Here is a 22002-nt window from a genome sequence, read left to right on the forward strand (position 1 = left end):
TGCCGGGGTGAGGCCATTGCGGCCTCACCTCGTATTTTACGCAGCCGGTCGGGCAACAATGCTGCGGGTTTCCATCCGTATTTCGGCGATGGTGACCTCAATAAGGTCAGAAACGCGCCAGATGATCTCCCCTTTTATGCCGACGGTACCGGCTTCCTGGCTGCAAATAAGTTCATCGCGAACCGTGTGCAGGAAGGGGGCAGGTATAAAGGCCATTGCGCCGTTATCCAACAATCTTACACGCATACCTCCGCGAGAAATGTCGATAATCTCAGCGCTGAAGCGCCTATCGGTGCCAGCTGAATTTCGCAGGAAACGCGCGTACAGCCAGTCGCTGACATCGCGCTCAGCCATGCGATTGAGACGACGGCGCTCACTCATTTTTTGTATGGCATCGGCATCGGGACGTTGACCCTGCTCACCGTTTATAATCGCCTTCAGCAGGCGGTGGTTGAGCATGTCACCATACTTACGGATTGGCGAGGTCCAGGTTGCATAAGCCTCCAGGCCAAGGCCAAAGTGCGGCCCGGGTTCGCTGGTGATTTCGGCGAAAGACTGGAATCGCCGAATGCGGCTATCGAGGAACTGAGTTGGCTGCTGGTCGAGTGCTCTTCGTAACGTACGGAAGCCCTCCAGGGTAGTCATAGCCTGCGGATCAGCGACAATACCGTGATTAGCCAGTACTGCGCTGGCCTGCTGGGCGTTGGCGCTATCAAACCCATGATGGACGTTGTAGACGCCAAAGCCCAGCTGGTCGCGTAATACTGTTGCCGCGCAAATGTTCGCCGCGATCATCGCTTCTTCAACCATACGATTGGCGGTGCGACGTGGTTCGGTGACAATATCCAGCACCTCACCCTTTTCACCAAGCAGGAAGCGATAATCAGGCCGATCTTTGAAAACCAGAGCGTGAGTCCGACGCCATTCGTTTCGGGCAAGGCTCATGCGATGCAGCAGGCGGATCTGGTTGGCTATCGCTGCGCTTTGTGGCTGCCAGCGGCCACTATTTTCCAGCCAGTCTGACACGTCGTCATACGCCAGCTTGGCCTTGGATTCGATCCAGGCTGTAAAAAAATGCACGTCATCACCGAGGCTACCCTCTTTGGCGACGGTCACACGGCACACCAGCGCAGGCCGACGTTCGTTAGGGCGCAGTGAGCATAAATCATCGGAAAGCTGGCGCGGCAGCATGGGAATATTAAATCCCGGCAGGTAGTTGGTAAAAGCGCGTACGGCAGCAATGTGGTCCAGCTTACTACCGGCGGCGATCCACGCGGTTGGATCGGCAATAGCGATGGTCAGTTGTAGTTCGCCGCCGGGCGTCTCTTCAACGTAAAGCGCATCGTCCATATCGACAGTACTGGCACTATCAATGGTAATAAAATCCAGAGCAGTCAAATCTTCGCGCTGCGTAGCCTGGTCGTGCATCGCGATCGGTGCATCTGAGGGCGCTTCACGCTCCAGATTATGACGTGACAACGTCACCCACCAGGGGGCCAGGTGATCATCAGCGGCCGTGATATATTCGGTTAGCTCAGCGTAAAAACCGCGATCGCCTTTTAACGGATGACGACGCATTTCAGCGACCGCCCAGTCTCCCACCTTAAATTCATGGCTAACATTGCGCATCGGGCGGCAGGGAATAGCGTCTTTGAGCAGCGGATGGTCAGGAATAATAAAAAGGCGATCGTCTTTTTTCTGTATCCGACCGACAAAACGGCTAAGGAATGGCTCTACCAGCGTTTCCGGATCGGCAATTTCGCGATCTTTATCAGTTTGGAGGATAGCTACCACGCGATCTCCGTGCATCACTTTTTTCATAAACGGTGGTGGAATGAAGTAACTCTTCTGCGAATCTACTTCTAGAAAACCAAAGCCTTTTTCCGTGCCTTTCACTGAACCTTCAACGCGTGGGGTTTGGGAGTGAAGCTTCTCTTTGAGCTGCGCAAGCAGCGGATTATCCTGGAACATAATTTCAACAGTTTTAGTGGCCTAAGAGCGGGTGACAGTTTTACGCGAATAGCACGCGGGCGGCAAGGTTAATATTGACCGCAGTAAACGGAGAAAAACATGGGTGCGACGGGGATGCCCGTACGGTATCACGCACGGGCTAAGCGCACTATCAGACAATACGTAGATCGTCATGATTTTGCGAAAGGGTAATTTTTACCGGCACTGATTTTGACGTCGGCGTCCCGGTGCCATCGCCATAGCTGGTAAGAGGTACAAGTGGGTTGGTTTCCGGATAATACGCGGCCAGGTTACCGCGAGGGATCGCATAGGGTACCAATTTGAACCCTTCCACTTTCCGGATGATGCCATCATTCCAGAGTGTTTCGATATCGACGCTGTCGCCGGCTTTCAGCCCCATATCAGTCATATCATCAGGATGAATAAATAGCACCTCGCGCTGGCCGTATACGCCCCGGTAGCGGTCGTCAAGACCATAAATAGTGGTGTTGTACTGATCGTGAGAGCGCAGAGTCTGTAGGGTGAAGGGCGCTTCATTCTGGCCGATAGACGGAAATAACGAAGCGGGCAGACTGGCCGCGCTAAAATTGGCCTTACCGCTATCGGTATTAAAGCAGTATTGCGCCGCTGCATTTCCCAGCCAGAACCCACCGGGATGCTCGCATTTCTGATTGAAGTCTGCAAAGCCTGGAATGGTAGCGGCGATATGGTCACGTATCAGGTTGTAATCTCCGGCGAGCGCCAGCCAGTCTATTTTCTCGTTGCCTAAGGTCGCCTGAGCAATGCCTGCCACTATTGCGGTTTCCGAACGCTGTGTGTCGGATAGCGGCTTACCAACGCCTTGCGAGGCATGAACCATACTGAATGAGTCCTCGACGGTAATAAACTGGGCGCCACTGGCTTGTATATCTTCTTCGGTACGGCCAAGCGTTGGCAAAATCAGCGCCTCATTTCCTGGTACCAGGTGAGTACGGTTGAGCTTGGTGCTGATCTGAACGGTAAGCCCACAACGCTGCAATGCCATTTCGGTACGCGGGCTATCAGGTGCGGCGGCGGCAAGGTTGCCACCCAGCGCAATGAATACTTTAATTTCGTTACGCAGCATCGCCTCTAATGCTTGCACGGTGTTATGTCCGGCTTCGCGCGGCGGCGAAAAGTTAAAATGTGCCGCCAGGCTATCGAGGAATGCGGCGCCCGGCTTTTCATCGATACCCATCGTCCGGTTACCCTGCACATTACTGTGTCCCCGAACCGGACACAGACCGGCACCCGGCTTACCAAGCTGACCGAAAAGTAGCTGGAGATTAACGATTTCACGGACAGTATCAATCGAATGTTTGTGCTGAGTGATCCCCATCGCCCAGGTACAGATAACGCGCTCGGCCTGCTGATAAACCGTCGCAGCATGACGTAGCTGCTGCTCGCTGAGCCCGGATTGTTGGGTAATAGTATGCCAGTCCGTTGCGTCCACCACCGCAAGATAGTCATCCATACCTTGGGTATGTTCAGCGATGAACGCCTGCGCGAAAATCCCCTCTTCGCCTGCATTGATGCGCAGGCGATGGATTTCCAGCAATGCTTTTACCATGCCACGTACCGCAGCCATATCCCCCCCCAGACGGGGTTGATAATAGGTAGAGCTAATTGCGCCTGATAAGGGGGTCAGCAGTTCAACCGGCTTTTGCGGATCGGAAAAGCGCTCCAGACCGCGCTCACGTAGCGTGTTGAAGGTCACAATGCGGGCGCCGCGATCGGCAGCGTTGCGCAGGCTGTGCAGCATCCGAGGATGATTGGTGCCAGGATTCTGGCCAAAAACGAAGATGGCGTCAGCCTGTTCAAAATCGTTAAGCAGAATTGTGCCTTTACCAACACCAATACTGTTCTTTAAACCGGTACCGCTTGCTTCATGGCACATATTCGAGCAGTCGGGAAAGTTATTGGTGCCGGCCATACGGCCGAACAGCTGATATAACCACGAGGCTTCGTTACTGGCGCGACCAGAAGTATAAAGCTCCATCTGATGCGGATTACTCATCGACTTGATATGTCGGGCAATCAAAGCGAATGCGTCATCCCAGCTGATTGGCTCATAGTGATCGGTCGTGCGGTTGTAGCGAAGTGGCTCAACGATACGGCCCTGATATTCGAGAAAGTAATCACTTTGCTGATACAGCTGAGTCACGCTATAGCGCTTGAAGAAATCGGCATCAATATAGCGACGAGTCGCTTCCCAAGTTACCGCTTTAGCGCCATTTTCACAAAAACTGAACGTGCTTTTATTATCGTCGCCCCATGCGCAGCCTGGGCAGTCAAAGCCTTTTGCCTTGTTTACGTGCATCAGATTGCGCAAATTTTTAATGACCTGCTTGCTGTCAAAAACGAAACGGGTGGTGGCTTCCAGTGAACCCCAGCCGCCAGCGGCTGATTGGTACGGTTTGATCTGCGATTTAAATTTCATAGTCGGCGAGAGATTGTTGGCTAGTTATTGGCATTATCTGTCTTAATAGTTTTATTATTGTGGCTGTATGTAAATAAATTGTCTAATTGATTGAGGAAATCGTGCGATTAGTCTGGTTTGTCGTGGCGAGTAAATGGACGTAAGCTCGGGTAAAAGAGGTCATTTATTGCCCATCAAGGAGCAAATGGTGAGTGATAATGTTAACCGATTTAGGATCGTGCTGCTTCCTGAACGTTGTATCATAAGTGGCTGTCCTTTTTAGGCGCACTGTAAAGGATTCGGTCTGCGCTGACGAGTTCCCTAAATCTGACTGTTTGATTCGGATAAGTAAAGAGCATCTGAATTTTATAATCAGATTTTCGCTGTAATTGGTATTTACCTTTAGCAAAATGACAGGTTAGAAATGAAAATGTTGTTACAGTTCAGCGCTTTTATTTAAAATTAAACATTAGTGGTATTAATGCATTTGGTCAGTCAGCCAGAGGGGCAGGCCCCGAGAGTAGGATTACAAATCGATAAGTGGTACCAAAATTAGAGTTATCCAGTATACAGAACTCAATCGCAAAAATTTTGCACTTGTGTGACTCCAGTGCGGATTAATATTTTAAATAAATATTTACTATTCGTAAGGTAAATATTTTGTCATTTTTTAAATTAAGAATAATCTTCATGTTGTTAAGCGTGCGGCAGAAATTTTTCGCGTTAATATGACATTCATCCTTCCTGGATCCGATTTAGGGCTATTATAAATTTGATGCTGATTAGAACAAGTGATTTTTTCTTTCGCATAGACATATACTGCATCAGAAGAGAGGTGAATTTCTTTTTAACGTTATTATTTCACTGGCACTGTGGAAGTGAATATGTTTATTTTTTGGGTCGGGGATGATTTTAAATGAGATTTTCGAATGAGTTATCTACGACAATAAGATGAGTTCAAACCAATATTTTTTCAGCTGGACGATCTGTGAGTGAGCCATTGGTACCCGCTGTTTGAGCGATCTTAATAATTACTCATTGAATTAGTCGATGATAGATGAGTGTTGAGATGGGATAAACACCTGGAATGTTCGGGGGTAGCCAGCGCAGTTGGCAGACTATGCAGCGCTCCTTTTTCTCCTCATGCCAGATAAAATGATCCCGCAAAAGAGAAATAAAATAGACATCATGCAATTGATATACCCTGTAACCTTGAACGCGAGCGCCACTTTGGCCGGGCAGCTTCGTCAGCCAGCCGACGTGATCAATGCGGTTGAAAAATCTGGAGCGTGAGCTGGGCGTCCGACTAATTAATCGCAGCCATAATTTTGCCGGGTTTACCGCAGGAGATGAGCGAGTGCTGGACTGGGTACGCGAAATTGTTTCAGTTTAACAGGGGTTAAAGCTGGAAGTGGAGTCGCTGAAGCAGGGCGTCAACGGGACGTTACGCATTGGCATCGTGCCGCATGTAGCCTTGCACTTGCCGCGCTGCTAAAAAGCGTTAACCAGCCGTTTCCCCGGTCGGATAACTGCGTGGCGGTGCTGAGTGCCGACCAGCTGCGGGAGGCGCTGCAAAGTCATACCATTGATGTCGGCATTGGTTCGTTTGAGCTGGCAACGCTGAGCAGATTCCAGTTTCAGGCCCAGCCGCTTTTTGACTGCGATGTTAAGCTGATTTTTAATCCGGACTATTTTCCGCGAGGCAAAAGTGACGCGGCGTATCGTGCTGGAAAGTCGTTCGATTTTCCCACTGATGCTGGCGGTGCACTCTGCGCTGGGCTGCGCGATATCGCCCGTGGGGCATTTATTGCCGTCACTGCATGCATTACCGGTAAATATGCCCCCAATGGCACGCTACGGTGCCGTAGCGATTGCCAGTCCAGGTCGGGTCACGCCGCTGGCTGGGCATTTTTTTCACGTTGCACGTGTAAACCAGATGGTAGCAAGGATTAACGCTCTTTCCTGAATATTTATCGCAATACCGTTGCAGACACCAACCCCTGTCATGAATACAGCCTCAGCCGGTGGGCTAATGTTATCTGCCTGCCGCTGTAATTGACTCATTGTCAGTGAAACTTTTTTAACCAGTAGCACCAGGTTAAACACGCCTGATCGAAGATATTAATCAGCACATTGAGTGACAATGTCACGTTAACTGGCTGAAAGATGGCTGTTTTGCGGGCACGGTAAAGGTCAGTGCCATCTATACGGGTCTTCTATTGCAACAAAAGGCGCATCCGGATTGATATCCCGCCTTCGTAGCCATCTCACGTGCTGTCGACGGAATGCATAAATTCCGGCAATAATACATGCCTGATAGATTATAAAACCAATCAGCTGGTGGAAGGTGATAATGTCGGCCAGCGTCAGGCCGGTCCTGCGGATTGAGTCTGGCGGCATAATCATTGCACAATTGCTGAACACTGCTAAGCTGCGCAACCCATAATGCGCTGCTCAGTCGCTCATAAAGCGTTAACGTATGCAGGTGACTGGTGGTTACCTGCGTGGGTAAAAGCTGCGGGTATAGGCCCCCGGAGATTTGCAACATCGTACGCTGGTGCGCATTAGCTGTAGTAATTCTGCATGATTTCCGGTGGCATCCAGTAAAAAGGGATCTGCCTCCGTGGCGGCGTGTCTTTCCGCCCGATGGCAAGGGTCTTGTGATACCCGTGATTATTACCGGGAAAGTGAGGTGATCCCATAAAGAAAGGCTTTGTTATCAGCGCTGACCATGCAGTAACAGGGCGGCGACAGAATGAATATCAGGACTATCCTCGCCTGACCTTGCGGTCAGATAAAAGAATCTTCAGCATTAACTTGTTGCAGGCGCTATAACGGAAAGAAGAGGGTGAGGCCGCAGCCCCACGCGTAGCCCTTACTTCAGCTCCAGCTCGTTCATTGCGGCGATGCTAAAACCACCGTCAACATGAACCACTTCGCCAGTAATGCCACCGGCAAGATCAGAACACAGGAAAGCGGCAGAGTTGCCGACATCTTCAGTGGTGACGGTACGGCGGATTGGCGTTACCGCCTCGCAGTGCGCCAGCATTTTACGAAAATCCTTGATGCCGGATGCGGCCAGCGTACGAATTGGGCCAGCTGAGACCGCGTTAACACGCACCCCTTCCGGGCCCATAGCGTTTGCCATATAGCGCACGTTGGCCTCCAGCGAGGCTTTAGCCAGACCCATAACGTTATAGTTAGGTATCGCGCGTTCTGCTCCAAGATATGAGAGCGTCAGAAGCGCAGAATTTGGATTGAGCATTTGGCGGCACGCTTTCGCCATCGCAACGAAGCTGTAAGCGCTGATATCATGAGCGATTTTAAAACCTTCACGGGTTACAGCGTTTACGTAGTCGCCATCGAGCTGATCGCCCGGCGCGAAGCCAATTGAGTGTACAAAGCCATCAAATTTGGGCCAGGTTTTTGCCAGTTCAGTAAACAACGATTTGATGCTGTCATCTTCAGCAACATCGCACGGCAGAATGATGTCAGAGCTGAGGTCTTTGGCAAACTCTTCCACGCGGGATTTGAGCTTGTCGTTCTGATAAGTGAAGGCCAGCTCTGCACCCTGTTTGTGCATTGCCTGCGCAATACCATAGGCAATGGAAAGTTTGCTGGCAACGCCAGTAATCAGAATGCGTTTACCTGAAAGAAAACCCATAGCTGTAATCCTTATAAGTCATTGTTGTTGCGGCCGTGGGAGAGATTATAGATACGGCCTGCGTTAATCGACCCGGCGATTCTAGCACAACTCGTTTAACGGCGTTAATCTGACAACGTACACGATTGAATGATATTATAATTCAGTTGGTTATTTGTCTTTTCGCCAGGCCTCAGCAGTTAATGCTTCGCCGAAATGGCTGGTAATCAGGCGCTTGGTTTGTTCATGCAGCGGCGCGGAGAGCACATCCGCCGTGCCGCCACGTTCAATCACCTCGCCCTGATGCATTACGATCACCTGGTCGCTGATGTGCTTCATCATACCCAGATGCTGTGTAACGTAGATATAAGCAATCCCATGTTTATCCTGAAGATCAAGCATCAGATTAACCAGTTGAGAACGCATGGACATATCCAGCGATGCCAGTGCCTCATCGGCAACAATAACTTTTGGTTGTAAAATGAGCGCACGCGCCAAACCGATACGCTGCTTCTGTCCCGGTGCCAGCATGTGAGGATAGTAAGCGGCGTGGTCGGGTAGCAACCCGACCTGGCGTAAGGTAGCAACAATGCGTTTTTGCCGCTCTTCGGCTGTCAGTTCGGTATTCAGGCGCAGAGGAAACTCCAGAATCTGGCTGATACGTTGACGCGGATTAAGTGAGGTACTGGGGTCCTGAAAAATCATGCGAATACGCTGACTACGGTAGCCATAATCGCCAAAAGCTAGCGGATGATCATCAATAATAATGTCGCCATCGCTGGGCGCGATCATACCACTCAGCATTTTTGCCAGGGTCGACTTCCCCGACCCGTTCTCACCAATGATCGCCAGTGTCTGGCGTTCACGCAGGGTGAAGCTGACGCTTTTTACCGCTTCGACATGCTGACGACGAAACAGGCCGGTCCGATAGCGGTAGGTTTTATTCAGGTTACGCACCTCGAGCAGTGTTTCAACCATTCAGGGCGTCTCCAGGTTCAGCGGAAAATGGCAGGCAAACAGGTGGTTTTTGGTGCCGTTCAGTCGTGGTACTTCAATACAATTTTTCTGTGCGTAAGGACAGCGCGGGCCAAGGCGACAGCCAATCGGCAGGCTTTCAAGTGAAGGGATAGCGCCGGGTAGGGTATTCAGACGACTTTTATGTGGTAGCGAACGGCCAAAATCAGGCATTGCGCGGATTAATGCCTGCGTATAGGGATGATGTGGTGCGGTAATTAAATCCTCACTGTCGGCAGTTTCAACCGTCTGACCGCAGTACATTACGTTGATGCGATCGGCCCATCGGCTCATGGTTTGCAAATCGTGACTGATGAGTAAGATGGTGGTGTTATTATTCTGATTCAATCGTGCAAGCAGGCGAAATATCTGCGCTTGGGTCGTTGGTTCCATCGCATTGGTGGGTTCGTCGGCAATAAGCAGACGTGGCTGGTTTGCCAAAGCAATGGCGATCATTACCTTCTGACACTCGCCCTGAGTCAGCTCATAAGGGAAGCTCTCCATAATGTCCTTGTGATCCTTTATGCCTACCCGATGGAGTAACTCGATAGCGCGACGATGACGCCATCGGAAACGCTCGCTCAGGCGGCCGCGAAAGGTTGTGCCGGGGATCGCCTGTATCAGCTGTCGGCCGATGCTCTCGGAGGGGTCGAGGCAAGACTGTGGCTCCTGAAAAATCATGGATACATTCTGCCCAACCAGCTTACGGCGTTCGCGGGCGGTCAGATTTAGCAGGTCGACATCTTCAAAACGCATGCGGTCGGCGGTGACGCGCCAGTTTTCACGGGTTACGCCGCAGATCGCTTTGGCTATCAGACTTTTCCCAGAACCGGATTCTCCCACCAGCCCACGAATCTCGCCTTCAGCAAGACTCAAACTGACGCGATCGACGGCTTTTACCGGCCCGTCGGCAGTCATAAATTCGATGGTCAGGTTACGTATATCCAGTAATGCCATTATTCAATCCCCGCAATAATCGCGCGTCGAATACCTTCGCCCAGCAGGTTAACAATCAGTACGCTAATCATAATCGCGGCACCAGGCAGCATAACGGTCCAGGGAGCAACATAAATCAGTTCCAAAGAGTCGCCCATCATTACGCCCCATTCTGGCGATGGCAGCTGGGCGCCAAGGTTCAGAAAGCCCAGTGACGCAATATCGAGGATCACCATCGATAATCCACGAGTAAATGCCGAGACCAGCCGCGGGGCTACATTAGGCAGTATGGCATACCATAGAATGCTCTTGTTATGGGCGCCATCAAGCCGGGCGGCAATAACATACTCTTTTTCCATTTCATCATGCACTGCACTGTAAATTTCTCTCACCAGACGCGGAAGCACTGCGAGAAATACCGCCAGCAGAGCATGATCGAATCCCGGACCCATAAAGGCGATAACGATGATGGCTAACAGTAGCGATGGGATTGATAAAAAGGTATCCAGGATGTGGTTAAGTATCGCGGAGCGTAATCCGTGAGTTAATCCAGCGGAAATGCCAAGCAACGTGGCAAACAGCGAGGCAAGCAGAGTCACAATTATTGCAGAACCGACCGTAGGTGCCGCGCCTCTGAGCAGACGGCTGAGCACATCGCGGCCTAGATCATCGGTGCCGAGGAAAAAGGATACATCCCCATAATGAGACCAGGAGGGTGGCAACAGCTGATAGCCAAGAAACTGCTGATCGGAACTGTAAGGGGCCAGCAGGTTGCCGAAAAGGCATAAGAATAGCAGGCCGATGAAGGCATATAAGCCAATCATTGCGCTGGTATCACGATAGAAGAGTCGGCAGGTGTGGCGTAGTGGGCTGGGTTGCCGCTTTTCTGCGTAGAGATTATCGAAGCGCATACCACTCCTTGTGCTTAAGTGGATTCATTATTGCGCCAAAAATGTCGGCCAGGACGTTAACACTAATCACTAAGCCGCCAATCACCATCACGCCGGCAGAAATAGCGGCGTAATCCTGCTGGCGAATGGCGTCAATCAGCCAGCGCCCCATTCCAGGCCAGCTAAACACCACTTCGGTAATCATCGCCAGAGTCAGCATGGTAGAAAATTGCAGTCCGAGGCGGGGAATAATCGGCGGCAGCGCATTGTGCAATACATGCCGACGGATAACAGTGAAGCGTGAGAGGCCGCGAATAGCGGCTGCTTTAATGTAGTTCTGCTCCATTACTTCGCGCGTTGAAATACGCATCAGGCGCGTAACTTCGGTTGTTGGCGCAACGGACAGCGTAATGACCGGCAGGACCAAGTGGCGAAGGACGCTGATGATAATCTCATGACGCCATTGTGGCGGATTAAGAAAGGCATCTATTAAACCAAAACCGGTGATATTTACCACGGGATAGAGCAAATCGAAGCGGCCAGAAACTGGCAACCATCCGAGCGTCAGTGAGAAAAACAGCGTAAGCAGCAGCGCCAGCCAGAATACCGGCAGCGAGAAACCCAGCAATGCTACCGTGCTTATCAGCTTATCCTGCCATTTATTACGTAAAACCCCTGCACAAATGCCCAGTGGAATTCCGACTAACAGTGCCATTGTAAAGGCTAAAATACACAGTTCCAGCGTAGCGGGAAATACTTCGCGCAGCTGATGACTGATCGCTATGCCGTTGATGCTTGATACGCCAAAATCAAAGTGCATCAGCCCTTTAAACCAGAAGTGCCAGGCGTCAAACAATGAGTCCCCCTGAAGCGGCGCATGGGGAGGAAAATAGCTCAGGCTAAAGCCGACCAGCGAAAGGAAAAACAGGGTAATAACCCAGAGAAGAAGACGTCTGAGGGTGTAAATTATCATGGATTTTCCTTGTCAGAATCACGATAAACCCCGGCAAATGAAGCATTGCCAAAAGGACTTAATACCAGCCCGTGAATATCATATCGATAGGCCTGCAAACGGAGTGAAGAGGCCAGCGGTAGTATCGGCAGCTGGCTTGAAAGAATTTGTTGTGCCTGATCATAGTCTTCTATTCGCGTTGCCAGTTGTTGAGAACGCACAGCCTTTTGCAACAGGGCATCGAATCTCGGATCGCACCAGTGCGCCAGATTGGTTTGTGAACTGATCGCATCGCAGCTCAACAAAGGCCGTAAGAAGCTATCCGGATCGTTGCTGTCCGTCGCCCAGCCACTCAGCGTCAAATCGTGATTCGTTTCCATCAGGCGGGCTTCCTGAAAACGCCCCTCCAGGAGATGAATGGTGACCTGCACCCCGACCCGTGCCAAATCTGACTGAATCAGCTGGGCAGTTTTCAGCGGGCTAGGGTTCCATGCCTGGGATGCTGACGGCACCCAGAGTGACAGATGTAGATTTTTTATGCCCAACGCCTGTAAATCCTTTTTTGCTTTATCCGGATCGTAAGGGGTGACATGTGCCGAGTTGTCAAATGCCCAGGAGGCGCGTGGCAAAATTGAGGCGGCAGTTTCTGCCGTACCGTAATAGATCGAGTCTATAAGACGCTGATTATTGATCGCCAACGCCAGAGCCTGACGGACGTCAGGTTGATTGAGTGGTGCTTTACTGGTATTGAATGCTAGGTAAGCAATGTTCATTCCGGGTCGTAATGTCAGCCTCAAACGCGGGTCGTCACGTAAGATCGAGAGTTGGCTGGCGGCCGGGTAGGCGAGGACATCGCACTCACCCGTCAGCAATTTAGATAATCGCCCGGTTCCGCCGGCTGAAAGATCGATAACGACTGTTTCCATGCGTGGTTTTCCTTTCCAGTAGGAAGGATTGCGTTGCAGGCGAATAAACTGTCCGGGCTGATAGTGTTGCAACTGAAAAGGGCCGGTACCGACTGGTTTGAAGTCAAGCTGTTCCTTACGGCCCTCAAGGGCAAGCTTAGCGGCATATTCAGCGGAAAGGATTGGCGCGTAGTGGGTTGCGATATGCCAGAGAAAGGAGGCGTCAGGTTTTTCAAGTTGGATTTCTACCGTGTAGCGATCCAGTTTGCGGATGCTCTTCACCGCGTTGGCATACTGGAGGCTGTCGAAATAGGGGTAGTGGCCGCCATTTACGTTATGCCAGGGTGATTTACGATTGAAGATACGCTCGAAGCTGAATACAACATCATCGGCATCCATCTGACGAGTAGGAGTGAACCAGGGCGTCGTTTGGAACGATACGTCGTGACGTAAATGAAAAATATAGGTTGTACCGTTATGACTCACTTCCCAGCTTTTAGCCAGCTCCGGTACTAGCCGATAAGTATAAGGATCGACGCCGAGCAGGCGATCATAGATCTGAGCGGCCACGGTATCGACGATTACGCCACCTGACGACAATTGGGGGTTAAAGGTCTTAATCACGCCATTAACACAGTAAACGAAGCCGGTCTGGCGAATGTCTTTGTTCTCCGCTGCCTGCGCCGGTCTGGCAAACAGCAGAGGCGTGAACAGCAGCATCAGAAGAAATGTGCGCATAGAGTTTCAGTCAATTCAGGCAATTTTCTCAGTGTACCGTACATTGAGCCTGTGCCTCAAATTTGGTGCGGAGTAAAGAGTAAAAGCCGCAATTTACAGCTTATGGAAACTTCAAAGCGGCTAAACAGATTTAAGATAGGCGCAAGAAGAGTATGGAAATGAGAAAAATTCTCAATAAACGGCTTTACAAATGATAACGAGAATGATTATTATTGTTTCGCGCTTCAACGGTGGCTCTACCGAAGAAGAGCACGACATTGCTCACATTGCTTCCAGTATTTTTAGCCCACCTTGCGTGGGCTTTTTTTTTGTAATCTGAATACTGCTTTAAGAAACGACAAGCACAGGCATAAAATGCATTCGCCGTAATAACTACGGCGAATTGGGTCGTTCAGGCCTTAGTACGGGTAAACTTTTGTCGTAAACTGATCCGCAGGAGTTCAATTGACCAGGCCCACAGGCAGGTCCCGAGGATTTCGGATAAGACTTCATCAAAAGGTAGGTGGCTCAGGCCTGGTGAAAGATTTAATGCAGGCAGGATAATGCCATGACAGGCTACCGCGAAAAACAGACCAAAAATAATTCCTTGCAGCAGCTTTATACGCGGAAAAATTTCGGCGAACATGCAGTAAAAAACGGCAGCGGCGACTGAAAAAAGAATATGAACTACATTGCCTCCCCAATAGACGATCTGGTCGGAATAATGATAGGCCAGGTTGTGCCAGTCTATACCCAGGTCATCAAGCACTTTTACCGGAGGTGCAATGCGGTCTGGCGTGCGCGGAGGGAGAATATCTTCAGTGCCTGATTTTATAAAAGCAGAGATGATGCCAGTGATAATACCGATGAAAAAAGCGCTAACAAACTTACGTTCTTTTTTTGCGGTAGTTTCGAAAATATTAAGCATTTAAATGAAAACCCTTTAATGTTCATGTGGTCAGCACACTGTGTATGCTGTGGCTATCACTGCAAGATACAGTGCAATGCAAATTACGCATTAAACAATAACGCAACAAATTAGTAATATCACTTTGCTTTTATTGCCTGCGTATCCGGCACTAATTTTTATGATGTGCGTGGCGATATAATGACCATTCATCGACTTCTTTACCTGAGGGTAGAATACAATTTCCGGTCACGCCTCCTTTAGTGTTGACCATGACGCTTTTACCGCCAATTTTTACGCAATAAACCGAAGCAGGGTTAGCCAGGCCGGTTTGCGGAGTAAGCGCCTGATGTCTTGCCGTACATGAGGCCATTGTTAGCATCGCGATCAAAATAAATAGTTTTTTCATTATGGTTCAACTTAAACAGGTAAAAGAAACTGGTCAAAAAGCAACATATTGAGTCACGGTCATTATACAGGCGGATAAACCTCAGCTACCCAATTTTTAACAATGCAATATTACAATGGCCAGCGGAGCAACTTAGCCATCAATTTTGGACTCTGGTAGTCAACCCTGTCCAGCAAGTTATCATCCTGTGAACGGTCACGAATTAATCTTTATCCACCGAATTTTTGACTGCCCTGTAATGTTTTTTCATTATCGCTCTCAATTGGTGATAGGTCAGGCCAAGCAAATCGGCGGTTGTGCGCTGATTATATCTGGCGGCGGTAAGCGCGTTGCTTAACAATTTAGCCTCACTGTCGTTTTGCCAGCGTCGTAAATCCAGTGGCAGTGCCGGCAGGATATTTTCTGCTTTTGCAGTCGGTGATGCAGCAATATGCCTGGAGGTAGCAAAGGGGTTGATTACGATATTATCCAGTGCTTCCTCGCTACTGTTGTGGCGATAGACAGAGCGCTCGACGGCGTTTTTGAGCTCACGAATATTTCCCGGCCAGGAGTAATGGGTCAGGGTGTCAACCGCCCGCGGTGTGAAACCAGGAAAAAGAGGTAATCCAAGCTCGCGGCACATCTGGATAGCGAACTGCTCAGCCAGCAACAGGATATCAGTGTGTCGCAGGCGCAGAGGTGGTAGCTGCACAACATCGAATGCCAGCCTGTCGAGTAGATCGGCACGAAACCGCCCTTGCTGCGCCAGCGCAGGCAGGTCGTCATTTGTTGCACAAACCAGTCTCACGCTGACCTGCAATGACTGGCTCCCGCCAACCCTTTCGAGCTGGCCATATTCGATAACCCGCAGCAGCTTTTCTTGTACCAGCATCGGTGCATTAGCCAGCTCATCAAGAAACAGCGTGCCACCATCTGCGCGTTCAAAACGCCCCTGATGACGTTTCTGTGCTCCGGTAAACGCACCGGCTTCATGGCCGAATAGCTCAGAATCCAGCAAATTTTGGTTCAGGGCGGCACAGTTCAGCGAAATAAAAGGGCCTTGCCAGCGAGGTGAAAGAAAATGTAGCCGCCGTGCAATCAGCTCTTTACCGGTGCCACGCTCACCGATTATCAGCACAGGTTTATCCAGACGGGCGATTTTTGATACCTGCTCAAGCACTTCAAGAAACAGGTTTGATTCTCCCAGCAGAGTATCCAGATGTTCTGTCATGATGAAAATCACCAGGTAGTTAGTTTTTTTCACCACTTTAGATGTTACACAGACGAATGCAACTTATTAAAACGTCTAAATATTAGTGAGATAAAAGTTGGCATGTAATTTGTATTAAGAAACATGAATACACGGCCATCGTTATGAGGATGAACAAATGGGAATTTTTTCGCGTTTTGCTGACATCATTAATGCCAATATCAATTCGCTGCTGGATAAAGCAGAGGATCCACAAAAACTGGTTCGGCTGATGATTCAGGAAATGGAGGACACGCTGGTGGAGGTTCGTTCAAACTCAGCTCGCGGGCTGGCAGAGAAGAAACAGCTGCTACGGCGTCTTGATCAGGCAGAAGCGCAGATCGGTGAATGGCAAGAAAAAGCTGAGCTGGCGTTGCGTAAAGAGAAAGAAGATCTGGCGCGAGCGGCGCTGATTGAAAAGCAAAAGTTAACCAGCCTTTCGGCGTCGCTACATAATGAGGTCACGCAGATTGATGAGACGCTGGCGCGCCTGAAAGCGGAAGTTGGCGAGCTGGAAAATAAACTGAATGAAACGCGCGCCCGTCAGCAGGCACTGACCCTGCGTCATCAGGCCGCTGCATCGTCGCGAGATGTACGTCGTCAGCTGGACAGCAACAAGCTTAGCGATGCAATGGCCCGTTTTGAGTCTTTTGAACGCCGTATTGATCATATGGAAGCGGAAGCCGAAAGCCATAGGTTTGGTAAAAGCAAAAACCTTGTTCAACAGTTCGCCGATCTGAAAGCAGACGATGAAATAAGCCAGCAGTTAGCATCGTTAAAAGCGCGCATGAATTTGCGAGATGCAGAATAATCATTTTTATACGAGGCAATGTCCGGTGCTGTCGGGACGTTAAACTCAGGTCAAGGAGAGTGAATGAGCGCATTATTCTTAGCTATACCGCTAACCATATTTGTGCTGTTTGTTGCGCCAGTATGGTTATGGTTGCATTACAGTAACCGCCAGAATGGCGGGGAGCCAAACGCTTCTGAGATACAGCGTTTGCAGCATCTTACTCAGCAGGCCCAGCGTATGGCCGATCGTATTAAGGCACTGGAGGAAATTCTCGATGCTGAGCACCCAAACTGGAGGCAATCATGATGTTTCAGGGGCGTAAACTTCACCGTATCCCGGAAGAGGGGAAAATAAAAGGCGTTTGTGCGGGCATCGCGCACTATCTGGATATTCCGGTGATGCTGGTGCGTGTGATTACCGTGCTGTCACTGTTTTTCGGCTTATTCGCTTTTACCGTGGTGCTTTATATCATCCTAAGTTTTGTGCTAGATCCACGCTCTCCGGGGGAGGTCGGCGCAGAGATACCCCTTAGCCGGCATCAGTTGCTGGACGAGGCAGACAGGATCCTGCGTCAGGGAGAACATCGTCTGCGCGACGTAGAGCGCTATGTTACTTCTGAAACCTTTTCCACCCGCAGTCGTTTTCGCCAGTTATAATGAGCGGCACCTGTGAAAGCGGGGCCGGATGGGGAGATATTATGAGCAAAGCTTCGTCATTTCATCAGGCAATACGCCGCTCATCGCCGGCGTTGAAGCGCGCAGGAACATTTATCATTATTAATGCGGTTGCTGCAGTGCCGGGTGGCATTGCCGGCTGGGCGGTCAAGTCGGTCACGCGTAAGCCACTGCGGCTGTTGCTAACGTTGACGCTGGAACCCATGCTGAGCCGCATTTTTTCGAGGCTAGGTAAACGGATTATCAGGGAGAAAGATGAAACGCATGCAAGACGAAATCATTTCACTGATTAATCGTGGAACCGATCGCCACCTGCGACTGGCGGTAACCGGGCTAAGCCGCAGCGGAAAAACCGCTTTTATCACATCCTTTGTTAATCAGCTGCTCAGCCTCAATGCCGGCGCACGTCTACCGTTATTTTCCGCTGCCCGCGAAGGACGCCTACTGGGTGTTAAACGCATACCCCAGCGTGATTTTGGCATTCCACGTTTTAGCTATGATCAGGGATTAGCGCAGCTCTATGGTGAATCCCCAGCGTGGCCAACACCCACCCGCGGTGTGAGTGAAGTTCGCCTGGCACTGCGGTTTCGTTCGCGTGAGTCGCTCATGCGCCATTTTGTCAGTACTTCTACGCTCTATCTGGAAATTGTTGATTATCCAGGCGAATGGCTACTTGATTTGCCAATGCTGTCACAAGATTATCTTAGCTGGTCACGGCAAATGATCGCTTTGCTACAGGGTGAGCGTGCCAGTCTGGCGCGGGCCTGGCGCAAAAGCTGCGCCTCACTTGATCCGTTGGCGCCTGCCGATGAAAGCCTGCTGGCAGAAATCTCAGCACAGTGGACCGCGTATTTGTATCAGTGCAAACAGCGGGGGATGCATTTTATCCAGCCCGGCCGTTTTGTCCTGCCGGGTGAAATGGCCGGGGCGCCCGCCCTGCAATTTTTCCCCTGGCCTCAGGCTGATGACGCCATGCAAGCCAGCCTGACGCAGGCTGACGACAGCTCCAATTTCGGTATGCTTCAGGCGCGCTATCGGTATTACTGTCAGCACGTGGTGAAAAGCTTCTACCGCAATCATTTTTTGCGTTTCGACCGGCAAATTGTGCTGGTCGACTGCCTGCAACCGCTTAACAGTGGTCCGCAGGCGTTTGATGAGATGCGTTTGGCTTTAACCCAGCTGATGCAAAGTTTTTCATACGGACAGCGTACGCTGTTTCGCCGACTTTTTTCTCCGGTGATAGACAAACTGTTATTTGCCGCCACCAAAGCCGATCACATTACGGCCGATCAACATGCCAACCTGGTTTCACTCCTTCAGCAACTGGTCCAGGATGCCTGGCAAAATGCAGCGTTTGAAGGCATTAGCGTTGACTGTATGGGGCTGGCCGCTGTCCAGGCGACGCAGAGTGGATTGGTTGAACAGCAGGGCGAAAAAATTCCCGCGTTGCGCGGACATCGGTTAAGTGATGACACTGCTCTGACGCTCTATCCTGGCGAGGTTCCGTCACGTCTGCCAGGACAGGATTTCTGGCAGAAACAAGGGTTTCAGTTTGAGCAGTTCAGACCGCAGCGACTCGATGTTGACAAGCCGTTGCCGCATATACGCATGGATGCCGTTATGGAATTTTTATTGGGAGATAAGCTGCGATGAGTAATCAGTCACTGAGAGGACGCATCGATTTTGCAGAGTCCCTGCAAGAGTCAAAGGACAGCGTTCTGAAACCGTCCAGACATTTTGACGCCAGTTCAGAAAGTGATTTTATCCCCGAAGATCTCAGCAGTGAGGTCATTGACGAGGATGCTGGCGAGCGAGCAGTAGAGGCTGCCTTGCGTCCCAGGCGAAGCCTGTGGCGGCGGCTTGTCGGACTCGGACTGACGCTGTTTGTTGTGAGTACCCTGGCTCAGGGTGCGAGTTGGGTTCACAATGCCTGGGTTAACCGCGACTGGATTGAACTGGGAGCGGGGGCTTCGGTCAGCCTGATTGTTGTTGCTGGCGTTGGTGCGTTAATTATTGAATGGCGTCGACTGTTCAGACTGCGCCAGCGTGTACAGGAGCGGGAGACGGGTCGGGAGTTATTAAATAGTCATCGTATGGGCGGCGGGCGGGCGTTTTGCGAAAAGTTGGCACAACAAGCCGACCTTAACCAAAGTCATCCCGCGTTGCAGCGCTGGCATGCCTCCTTGCATGAAACCCATAACGATCGTGAAATTGTGGTGCTGTATGCACGTTTGGTTCAGCCGGTGCTAGACCGACAGGCGCGCCGTGAAATCAGTCGCTCGGCGGCGGAATCAACACTGATGATTGCTGTCAGCCCGCTCGCGTTCGTGGATATGGCCTTTATTGCCTGGCGCAATATCCGCCTGGTTAATCGGCTAGCTGCGATCTATGGCATTGAGTTGGGTTATTTCAGCCGTATCCGCCTGTTTCGTCTGGTGCTGTTAAACATTGCTTTCGCCGGTGCCAGCGAACTGATCCGTGAAGTTGGTCTGGACTGGATGTCACAGGATTTAGCGGCTCGTCTCTCTGCCCGTGCTGCACAAGGGATCGGTGCTGGATTGCTTACTGCCCGATTAGGGATAAAAACGATGGAGCTTTGCCGTCCGCTGCCGTGGCTGGAGGATGATAAGCCCAGGCTGGGGGATTTCCGCCGTGAGTTAATCGCTCAGTTAAAAGGATCGTTGCATAAAGCGCCGGTAAAATAACAGGTATCTACCGGCGCTGTTCTGCTTTCCCACGCCAGTAACTTTCACTTATTTAGCATATAAGTCTGTTAATAATGTATTTTATGATTTTATGTTTTGATAGCGTACGGCGATGATCGGCTTACTCCTGGCATAAGGTCTACTTTTTCTGAGAGATTTCTTATCTCGGGACAAGCTGTTAGCATATCATTTGCTTCTGCACCTTTTTCTAATCAGGATGCCCCGATGCGTTTGGAAGTTTTTTGCTATGACCGTATTGGTCTGACGCGCGAATTACTGGATTTATTGGTTGAGCGCGGCATTGATTTGCGTGGTATCGAAATTGCGCTAACAGGGCGTATCTATCTTAACTTTACCGCTATTGACTTCACCATTTTCAGTGCGCTGATGAGCGAAATCCGCCGGATCCCCGGCGTAACGGATGTTCGTACCGTCAGCTGGATGCCTTCTGAGCTGGAACATCGTGCACTCAGTGCATTGCTGATAGCCCTGCCTGAACCGGTTTTTTCCATTGATTTAAAAACGAAAATCGAGCTGACTAATCCGGCAGCCCAGCAGCTTTTTGCCCTCAGTGAGGATAAGCTACGTAGCTGTAATGCCGGAAGCTTAATCGCTGGATTTAATTTTCAGCGCTGGTTTGAAAGTTCGCGCGTCGACCCACAATCACAGCATGTGGTGCTACAGGGCCGTGATTTTCTATTGGAGATCACGCCTATTTACACCACCGAACAAGTTCTCAGTGGCGCAGTGGTGATGCTCAAATCAACGGCGCGTATGGGGCGCCAGTTGCAGAATCTTTCGGTTAACGACGATACAGAGTTTCAGCACATGGTGGCGGTGAGCGACAGGATGCGCCAGGTTGTTGAACAGGCGCGCAAGCTGGCGATGCTTGATGCGCCATTGCTATTTGTTGGCGAAACCGGAACCGGAAAAGATCTGCTGGCGCGAGCCTGCCACCTGCGCAGTGCGCGCGGGAAAATGCCTTTCCTGGCGCTAAACTGTGCCTCTCTGCCTGATGACGTTGCAGAGAGCGAGTTATTTGGTCACGCCCCGGGGGCTTATCCTAACGCTCTGGAAGGGAAGAAGGGATTTTTCGAGCAGGCCAACGGCGGATCGGTATTGCTGGATGAAATCGGTGAAATGTCTTCGCGAATGCAGACTAAGCTGCTGCGTTTTTTAAACGACGGCACCTTTCGCCGGGTGGGCGAAGAGCAGGAGGTGCATGTTGACGTGCGAGTCATCTGTGCAACGCAGAAAAACTTACTGGCGTTAGTTCAGCGTGGTGAATTCCGTGAAGATCTTTATTACCGTCTCAACGTGCTCACACTCAATTTACCGGCGCTGCGGGAGCGTCCACAGGATATTATCCCGCTGAGTGAAATGTTTGTCGCCCGCTTTGCCGATGAGTTGGGTATTACCTGCCCGCGACTCTCTGCGCCGTTGATGGCCTTACTTAGCGGCTATAGCTGGCCGGGGAATGTGCGACAGCTGAGTAACGCGCTTTACCGGGCGTTAACTCAAATAGATGGCACGGAACTACGGGTACAGGATATGGCTTCACTGCCGTCAGAAAAGGATAATGACGGGGACGCCATCACTGAAGAAAGTCTCGACGGGACGCTGGACGATATAACCAGTCGCTTTGAGCGCTCGGTATTAACGCGGCTTTATCTCACCTATCCCAGCACACGCAAGCTGGCGAAAAGGCTTGGCGTTTCCCATACCGCTATTGCGAATAAACTGCGCGAGTATGGACTGGGACTGCGGCGTGGTGAACATACAGATAAGGAGAGAGAACGCGGGCACCAGACACGAAAATGA

19 protein-coding genes and 1 pseudogene are annotated in these 22002 nt (G+C 50.7%); 8 read left to right on the top strand and 12 right to left on the bottom strand.

Annotated elements, in window-relative coordinates; all coding sequences use genetic code 11:
* Nucleotides 1–36: 36 nt before the first annotated feature.
* The gene (locus BM191_RS02590) at nt 37–1971 is read right to left on the bottom strand and encodes an exoribonuclease II (protein ID WP_092874720.1); all 1935 of its coding nucleotides are present in this window, start codon (nt 1969–1971) and stop codon (nt 37–39) included.
* Between the two features lie 151 nt (nt 1972–2122).
* Entirely contained in the window at nt 2123–4429 is a 2307-nt protein-coding gene (locus BM191_RS02595) for an FdhF/YdeP family oxidoreductase (protein WP_092874723.1), read from the bottom strand.
* A gap of 1158 nt (nt 4430–5587) precedes the next feature.
* On the opposite strand from BM191_RS02595, the pseudogene BM191_RS02600 reads away from it, so the two are divergent.
* Nucleotides 5588–6374, top strand: a pseudogene (locus BM191_RS02600) (LysR family transcriptional regulator).
* Between the two features lie 227 nt (nt 6375–6601).
* Here BM191_RS02600 and BM191_RS16460 read toward each other — a convergent pair.
* The 10 genes from BM191_RS16460 to pspF form a co-directional block, all read right to left on the bottom strand.
* A complete protein-coding gene (locus tag BM191_RS16460; RefSeq protein ID WP_143088779.1) occupies nt 6602–6814 on the bottom strand; it encodes a hypothetical protein in 213 nt (70 codons plus the stop codon).
* Between the two features lie 469 nt (nt 6815–7283).
* Nucleotides 7284–8072 (bottom strand): enoyl-ACP reductase FabI, encoded by a 789-nt coding sequence (gene fabI, locus BM191_RS02605; RefSeq protein WP_092874726.1) that lies wholly within the window; start codon nt 8070–8072, stop codon nt 7284–7286.
* A 150-nt stretch (nt 8073–8222) separates the two neighbouring features.
* Nucleotides 8223–9029 carry a putrescine export ABC transporter ATP-binding protein SapF gene (gene sapF, locus BM191_RS02610; protein ID WP_092874729.1) on the bottom strand — a complete coding sequence of 269 codons (807 nt, stop codon included), beginning with the start codon at nt 9027–9029 and terminating at the stop codon, nt 8223–8225.
* Nucleotides 9030–10022 (bottom strand): putrescine export ABC transporter ATP-binding protein SapD, encoded by a 993-nt coding sequence (gene sapD, locus BM191_RS02615; protein WP_092874732.1) that lies wholly within the window; start codon nt 10020–10022, stop codon nt 9030–9032.
* Nucleotides 10022–10912, bottom strand: a complete 891-nt coding sequence (sapC, locus tag BM191_RS02620; RefSeq protein WP_092874735.1) for a putrescine export ABC transporter permease SapC — start codon at nt 10910–10912, stop codon at nt 10022–10024. Before sapC ends, sapD begins: the two co-directional genes overlap by 1 nt.
* Nucleotides 10899–11864, bottom strand: coding sequence for a putrescine export ABC transporter permease SapB (gene sapB, locus BM191_RS02625; protein ID WP_092874738.1), 966 nt, complete (start codon nt 11862–11864; stop codon nt 10899–10901). The genes sapC and sapB overlap by 14 nt, the downstream gene beginning before the upstream one ends.
* Nucleotides 11861–13468 (bottom strand): ABC transporter substrate-binding protein SapA, encoded by a 1608-nt coding sequence (gene sapA, locus BM191_RS02630; RefSeq protein ID WP_230479502.1) that lies wholly within the window; start codon nt 13466–13468, stop codon nt 11861–11863. Before sapA ends, sapB begins: the two co-directional genes overlap by 4 nt.
* Nucleotides 13469–13877: 409 nt before the next feature.
* On the bottom strand, nt 13878–14393 hold the full coding sequence (locus BM191_RS02635) for a YagU family protein (RefSeq protein WP_092874744.1): 516 nt from the start codon (nt 14391–14393) through the stop codon (nt 13878–13880).
* Nucleotides 14394–14544: 151 nt separating this feature from the next.
* The gene (locus BM191_RS02640; RefSeq protein WP_092874747.1) at nt 14545–14781 is read right to left on the bottom strand and encodes a putative hemolysin; all 237 of its coding nucleotides are present in this window, start codon (nt 14779–14781) and stop codon (nt 14545–14547) included.
* A gap of 202 nt (nt 14782–14983) precedes the next feature.
* The gene (gene pspF, locus BM191_RS02645; protein ID WP_092874750.1) at nt 14984–15991 is read right to left on the bottom strand and encodes a phage shock protein operon transcriptional activator; all 1008 of its coding nucleotides are present in this window, start codon (nt 15989–15991) and stop codon (nt 14984–14986) included.
* A 157-nt stretch (nt 15992–16148) separates the two neighbouring features.
* On the opposite strand from pspF, the gene pspA reads away from it, so the two are divergent.
* The 7 genes from pspA (at nt 16149) to tyrR (ending at nt 22002) form a co-directional block, all read left to right on the top strand.
* The gene (gene pspA, locus BM191_RS02650; RefSeq protein ID WP_092874754.1) at nt 16149–16820 is read left to right on the top strand and encodes a phage shock protein PspA; all 672 of its coding nucleotides are present in this window, start codon (nt 16149–16151) and stop codon (nt 16818–16820) included.
* A gap of 63 nt (nt 16821–16883) precedes the next feature.
* Entirely contained in the window at nt 16884–17108 is a 225-nt protein-coding gene (gene pspB, locus BM191_RS02655; protein WP_092874757.1) for an envelope stress response membrane protein PspB, read from the top strand.
* Complete coding sequence (pspC, locus tag BM191_RS02660) at nt 17108–17458, top strand: envelope stress response membrane protein PspC (protein ID WP_092875205.1); 351 nt, start codon at nt 17108–17110, stop codon at nt 17456–17458. Before pspB ends, pspC begins: the two co-directional genes overlap by 1 nt.
* A 41-nt stretch (nt 17459–17499) precedes the next feature.
* The gene (locus tag BM191_RS02665) at nt 17500–17769 is read left to right on the top strand and encodes a phage shock protein PspD (protein ID WP_092875207.1); all 270 of its coding nucleotides are present in this window, start codon (nt 17500–17502) and stop codon (nt 17767–17769) included.
* Entirely contained in the window at nt 17732–19129 is a 1398-nt protein-coding gene (locus BM191_RS02670) for a YcjX family GTP-binding protein (RefSeq protein ID WP_092874760.1), read from the top strand. Before BM191_RS02665 ends, BM191_RS02670 begins: the two co-directional genes overlap by 38 nt.
* Nucleotides 19126–20181: a TIGR01620 family protein gene (locus BM191_RS02675; RefSeq protein ID WP_092874763.1), complete on the top strand. Its 1056-nt coding sequence runs from the start codon at nt 19126–19128 to the stop codon at nt 20179–20181. Before BM191_RS02670 ends, BM191_RS02675 begins: the two co-directional genes overlap by 4 nt.
* Before the next feature lie 225 nt (nt 20182–20406).
* Nucleotides 20407–22002, top strand: a complete 1596-nt coding sequence (gene tyrR / locus BM191_RS02680; RefSeq protein ID WP_092874766.1) for a transcriptional regulator TyrR — start codon at nt 20407–20409, stop codon at nt 22000–22002.

Origin of the sequence: Izhakiella capsodis, from assembly GCF_900115045.1 — a bacterium.
Taxonomy (GTDB): Bacteria; Pseudomonadota; Gammaproteobacteria; order Enterobacterales; family Enterobacteriaceae; genus Izhakiella; species Izhakiella capsodis.

What these genes read in the sequence shown, in the direction of transcription:
- sapA (WP_230479502.1), bottom strand. Translation starts at nt 13,468, where the DNA reads ATGCTGCTGTTCACGCCTCTGCTGTTTGCCAGACCGGCGCAGGCAGCG.
- pspF (WP_092874750.1), bottom strand. Translation starts at nt 15,991, where the DNA reads ATGACAGAACATCTGGATACTCTGCTGGGAGAATCAAACCTGTTTCTT.
- tyrR (WP_092874766.1), top strand. Translation starts at nt 20,407, where the DNA reads ATGCGTTTGGAAGTTTTTTGCTATGACCGTATTGGTCTGACGCGCGAA.
- pspA (WP_092874754.1), top strand. Translation starts at nt 16,149, where the DNA reads ATGGGAATTTTTTCGCGTTTTGCTGACATCATTAATGCCAATATCAAT.
- BM191_RS02640 (WP_092874747.1), bottom strand. Translation starts at nt 14,781, where the DNA reads ATGAAAAAACTATTTATTTTGATCGCGATGCTAACAATGGCCTCATGT.
- BM191_RS02665 (WP_092875207.1), top strand. Translation starts at nt 17,500, where the DNA reads ATGAGCAAAGCTTCGTCATTTCATCAGGCAATACGCCGCTCATCGCCG.
- pspB (WP_092874757.1), top strand. Translation starts at nt 16,884, where the DNA reads ATGAGCGCATTATTCTTAGCTATACCGCTAACCATATTTGTGCTGTTT.
- BM191_RS16460 (WP_143088779.1), bottom strand. Translation starts at nt 6,814, where the DNA reads ATGATTATGCCGCCAGACTCAATCCGCAGGACCGGCCTGACGCTGGCC.
- BM191_RS02670 (WP_092874760.1), top strand. Translation starts at nt 17,732, where the DNA reads ATGAAACGCATGCAAGACGAAATCATTTCACTGATTAATCGTGGAACC.
- sapB (WP_092874738.1), bottom strand. Translation starts at nt 11,864, where the DNA reads ATGATAATTTACACCCTCAGACGTCTTCTTCTCTGGGTTATTACCCTG.
- fabI (WP_092874726.1), bottom strand. Translation starts at nt 8,072, where the DNA reads ATGGGTTTTCTTTCAGGTAAACGCATTCTGATTACTGGCGTTGCCAGC.
- sapF (WP_092874729.1), bottom strand. Translation starts at nt 9,029, where the DNA reads ATGGTTGAAACACTGCTCGAGGTGCGTAACCTGAATAAAACCTACCGC.
- BM191_RS02675 (WP_092874763.1), top strand. Translation starts at nt 19,126, where the DNA reads ATGAGTAATCAGTCACTGAGAGGACGCATCGATTTTGCAGAGTCCCTG.
- pspC (WP_092875205.1), top strand. Translation starts at nt 17,108, where the DNA reads ATGTTTCAGGGGCGTAAACTTCACCGTATCCCGGAAGAGGGGAAAATA.
- sapD (WP_092874732.1), bottom strand. Translation starts at nt 10,022, where the DNA reads ATGGCATTACTGGATATACGTAACCTGACCATCGAATTTATGACTGCC.
- BM191_RS02635 (WP_092874744.1), bottom strand. Translation starts at nt 14,393, where the DNA reads ATGCTTAATATTTTCGAAACTACCGCAAAAAAAGAACGTAAGTTTGTT.
- BM191_RS02590 (WP_092874720.1), bottom strand. Translation starts at nt 1,971, where the DNA reads ATGTTCCAGGATAATCCGCTGCTTGCGCAGCTCAAAGAGAAGCTTCAC.
- sapC (WP_092874735.1), bottom strand. Translation starts at nt 10,912, where the DNA reads ATGCGCTTCGATAATCTCTACGCAGAAAAGCGGCAACCCAGCCCACTA.
- BM191_RS02595 (WP_092874723.1), bottom strand. Translation starts at nt 4,429, where the DNA reads ATGAAATTTAAATCGCAGATCAAACCGTACCAATCAGCCGCTGGCGGC.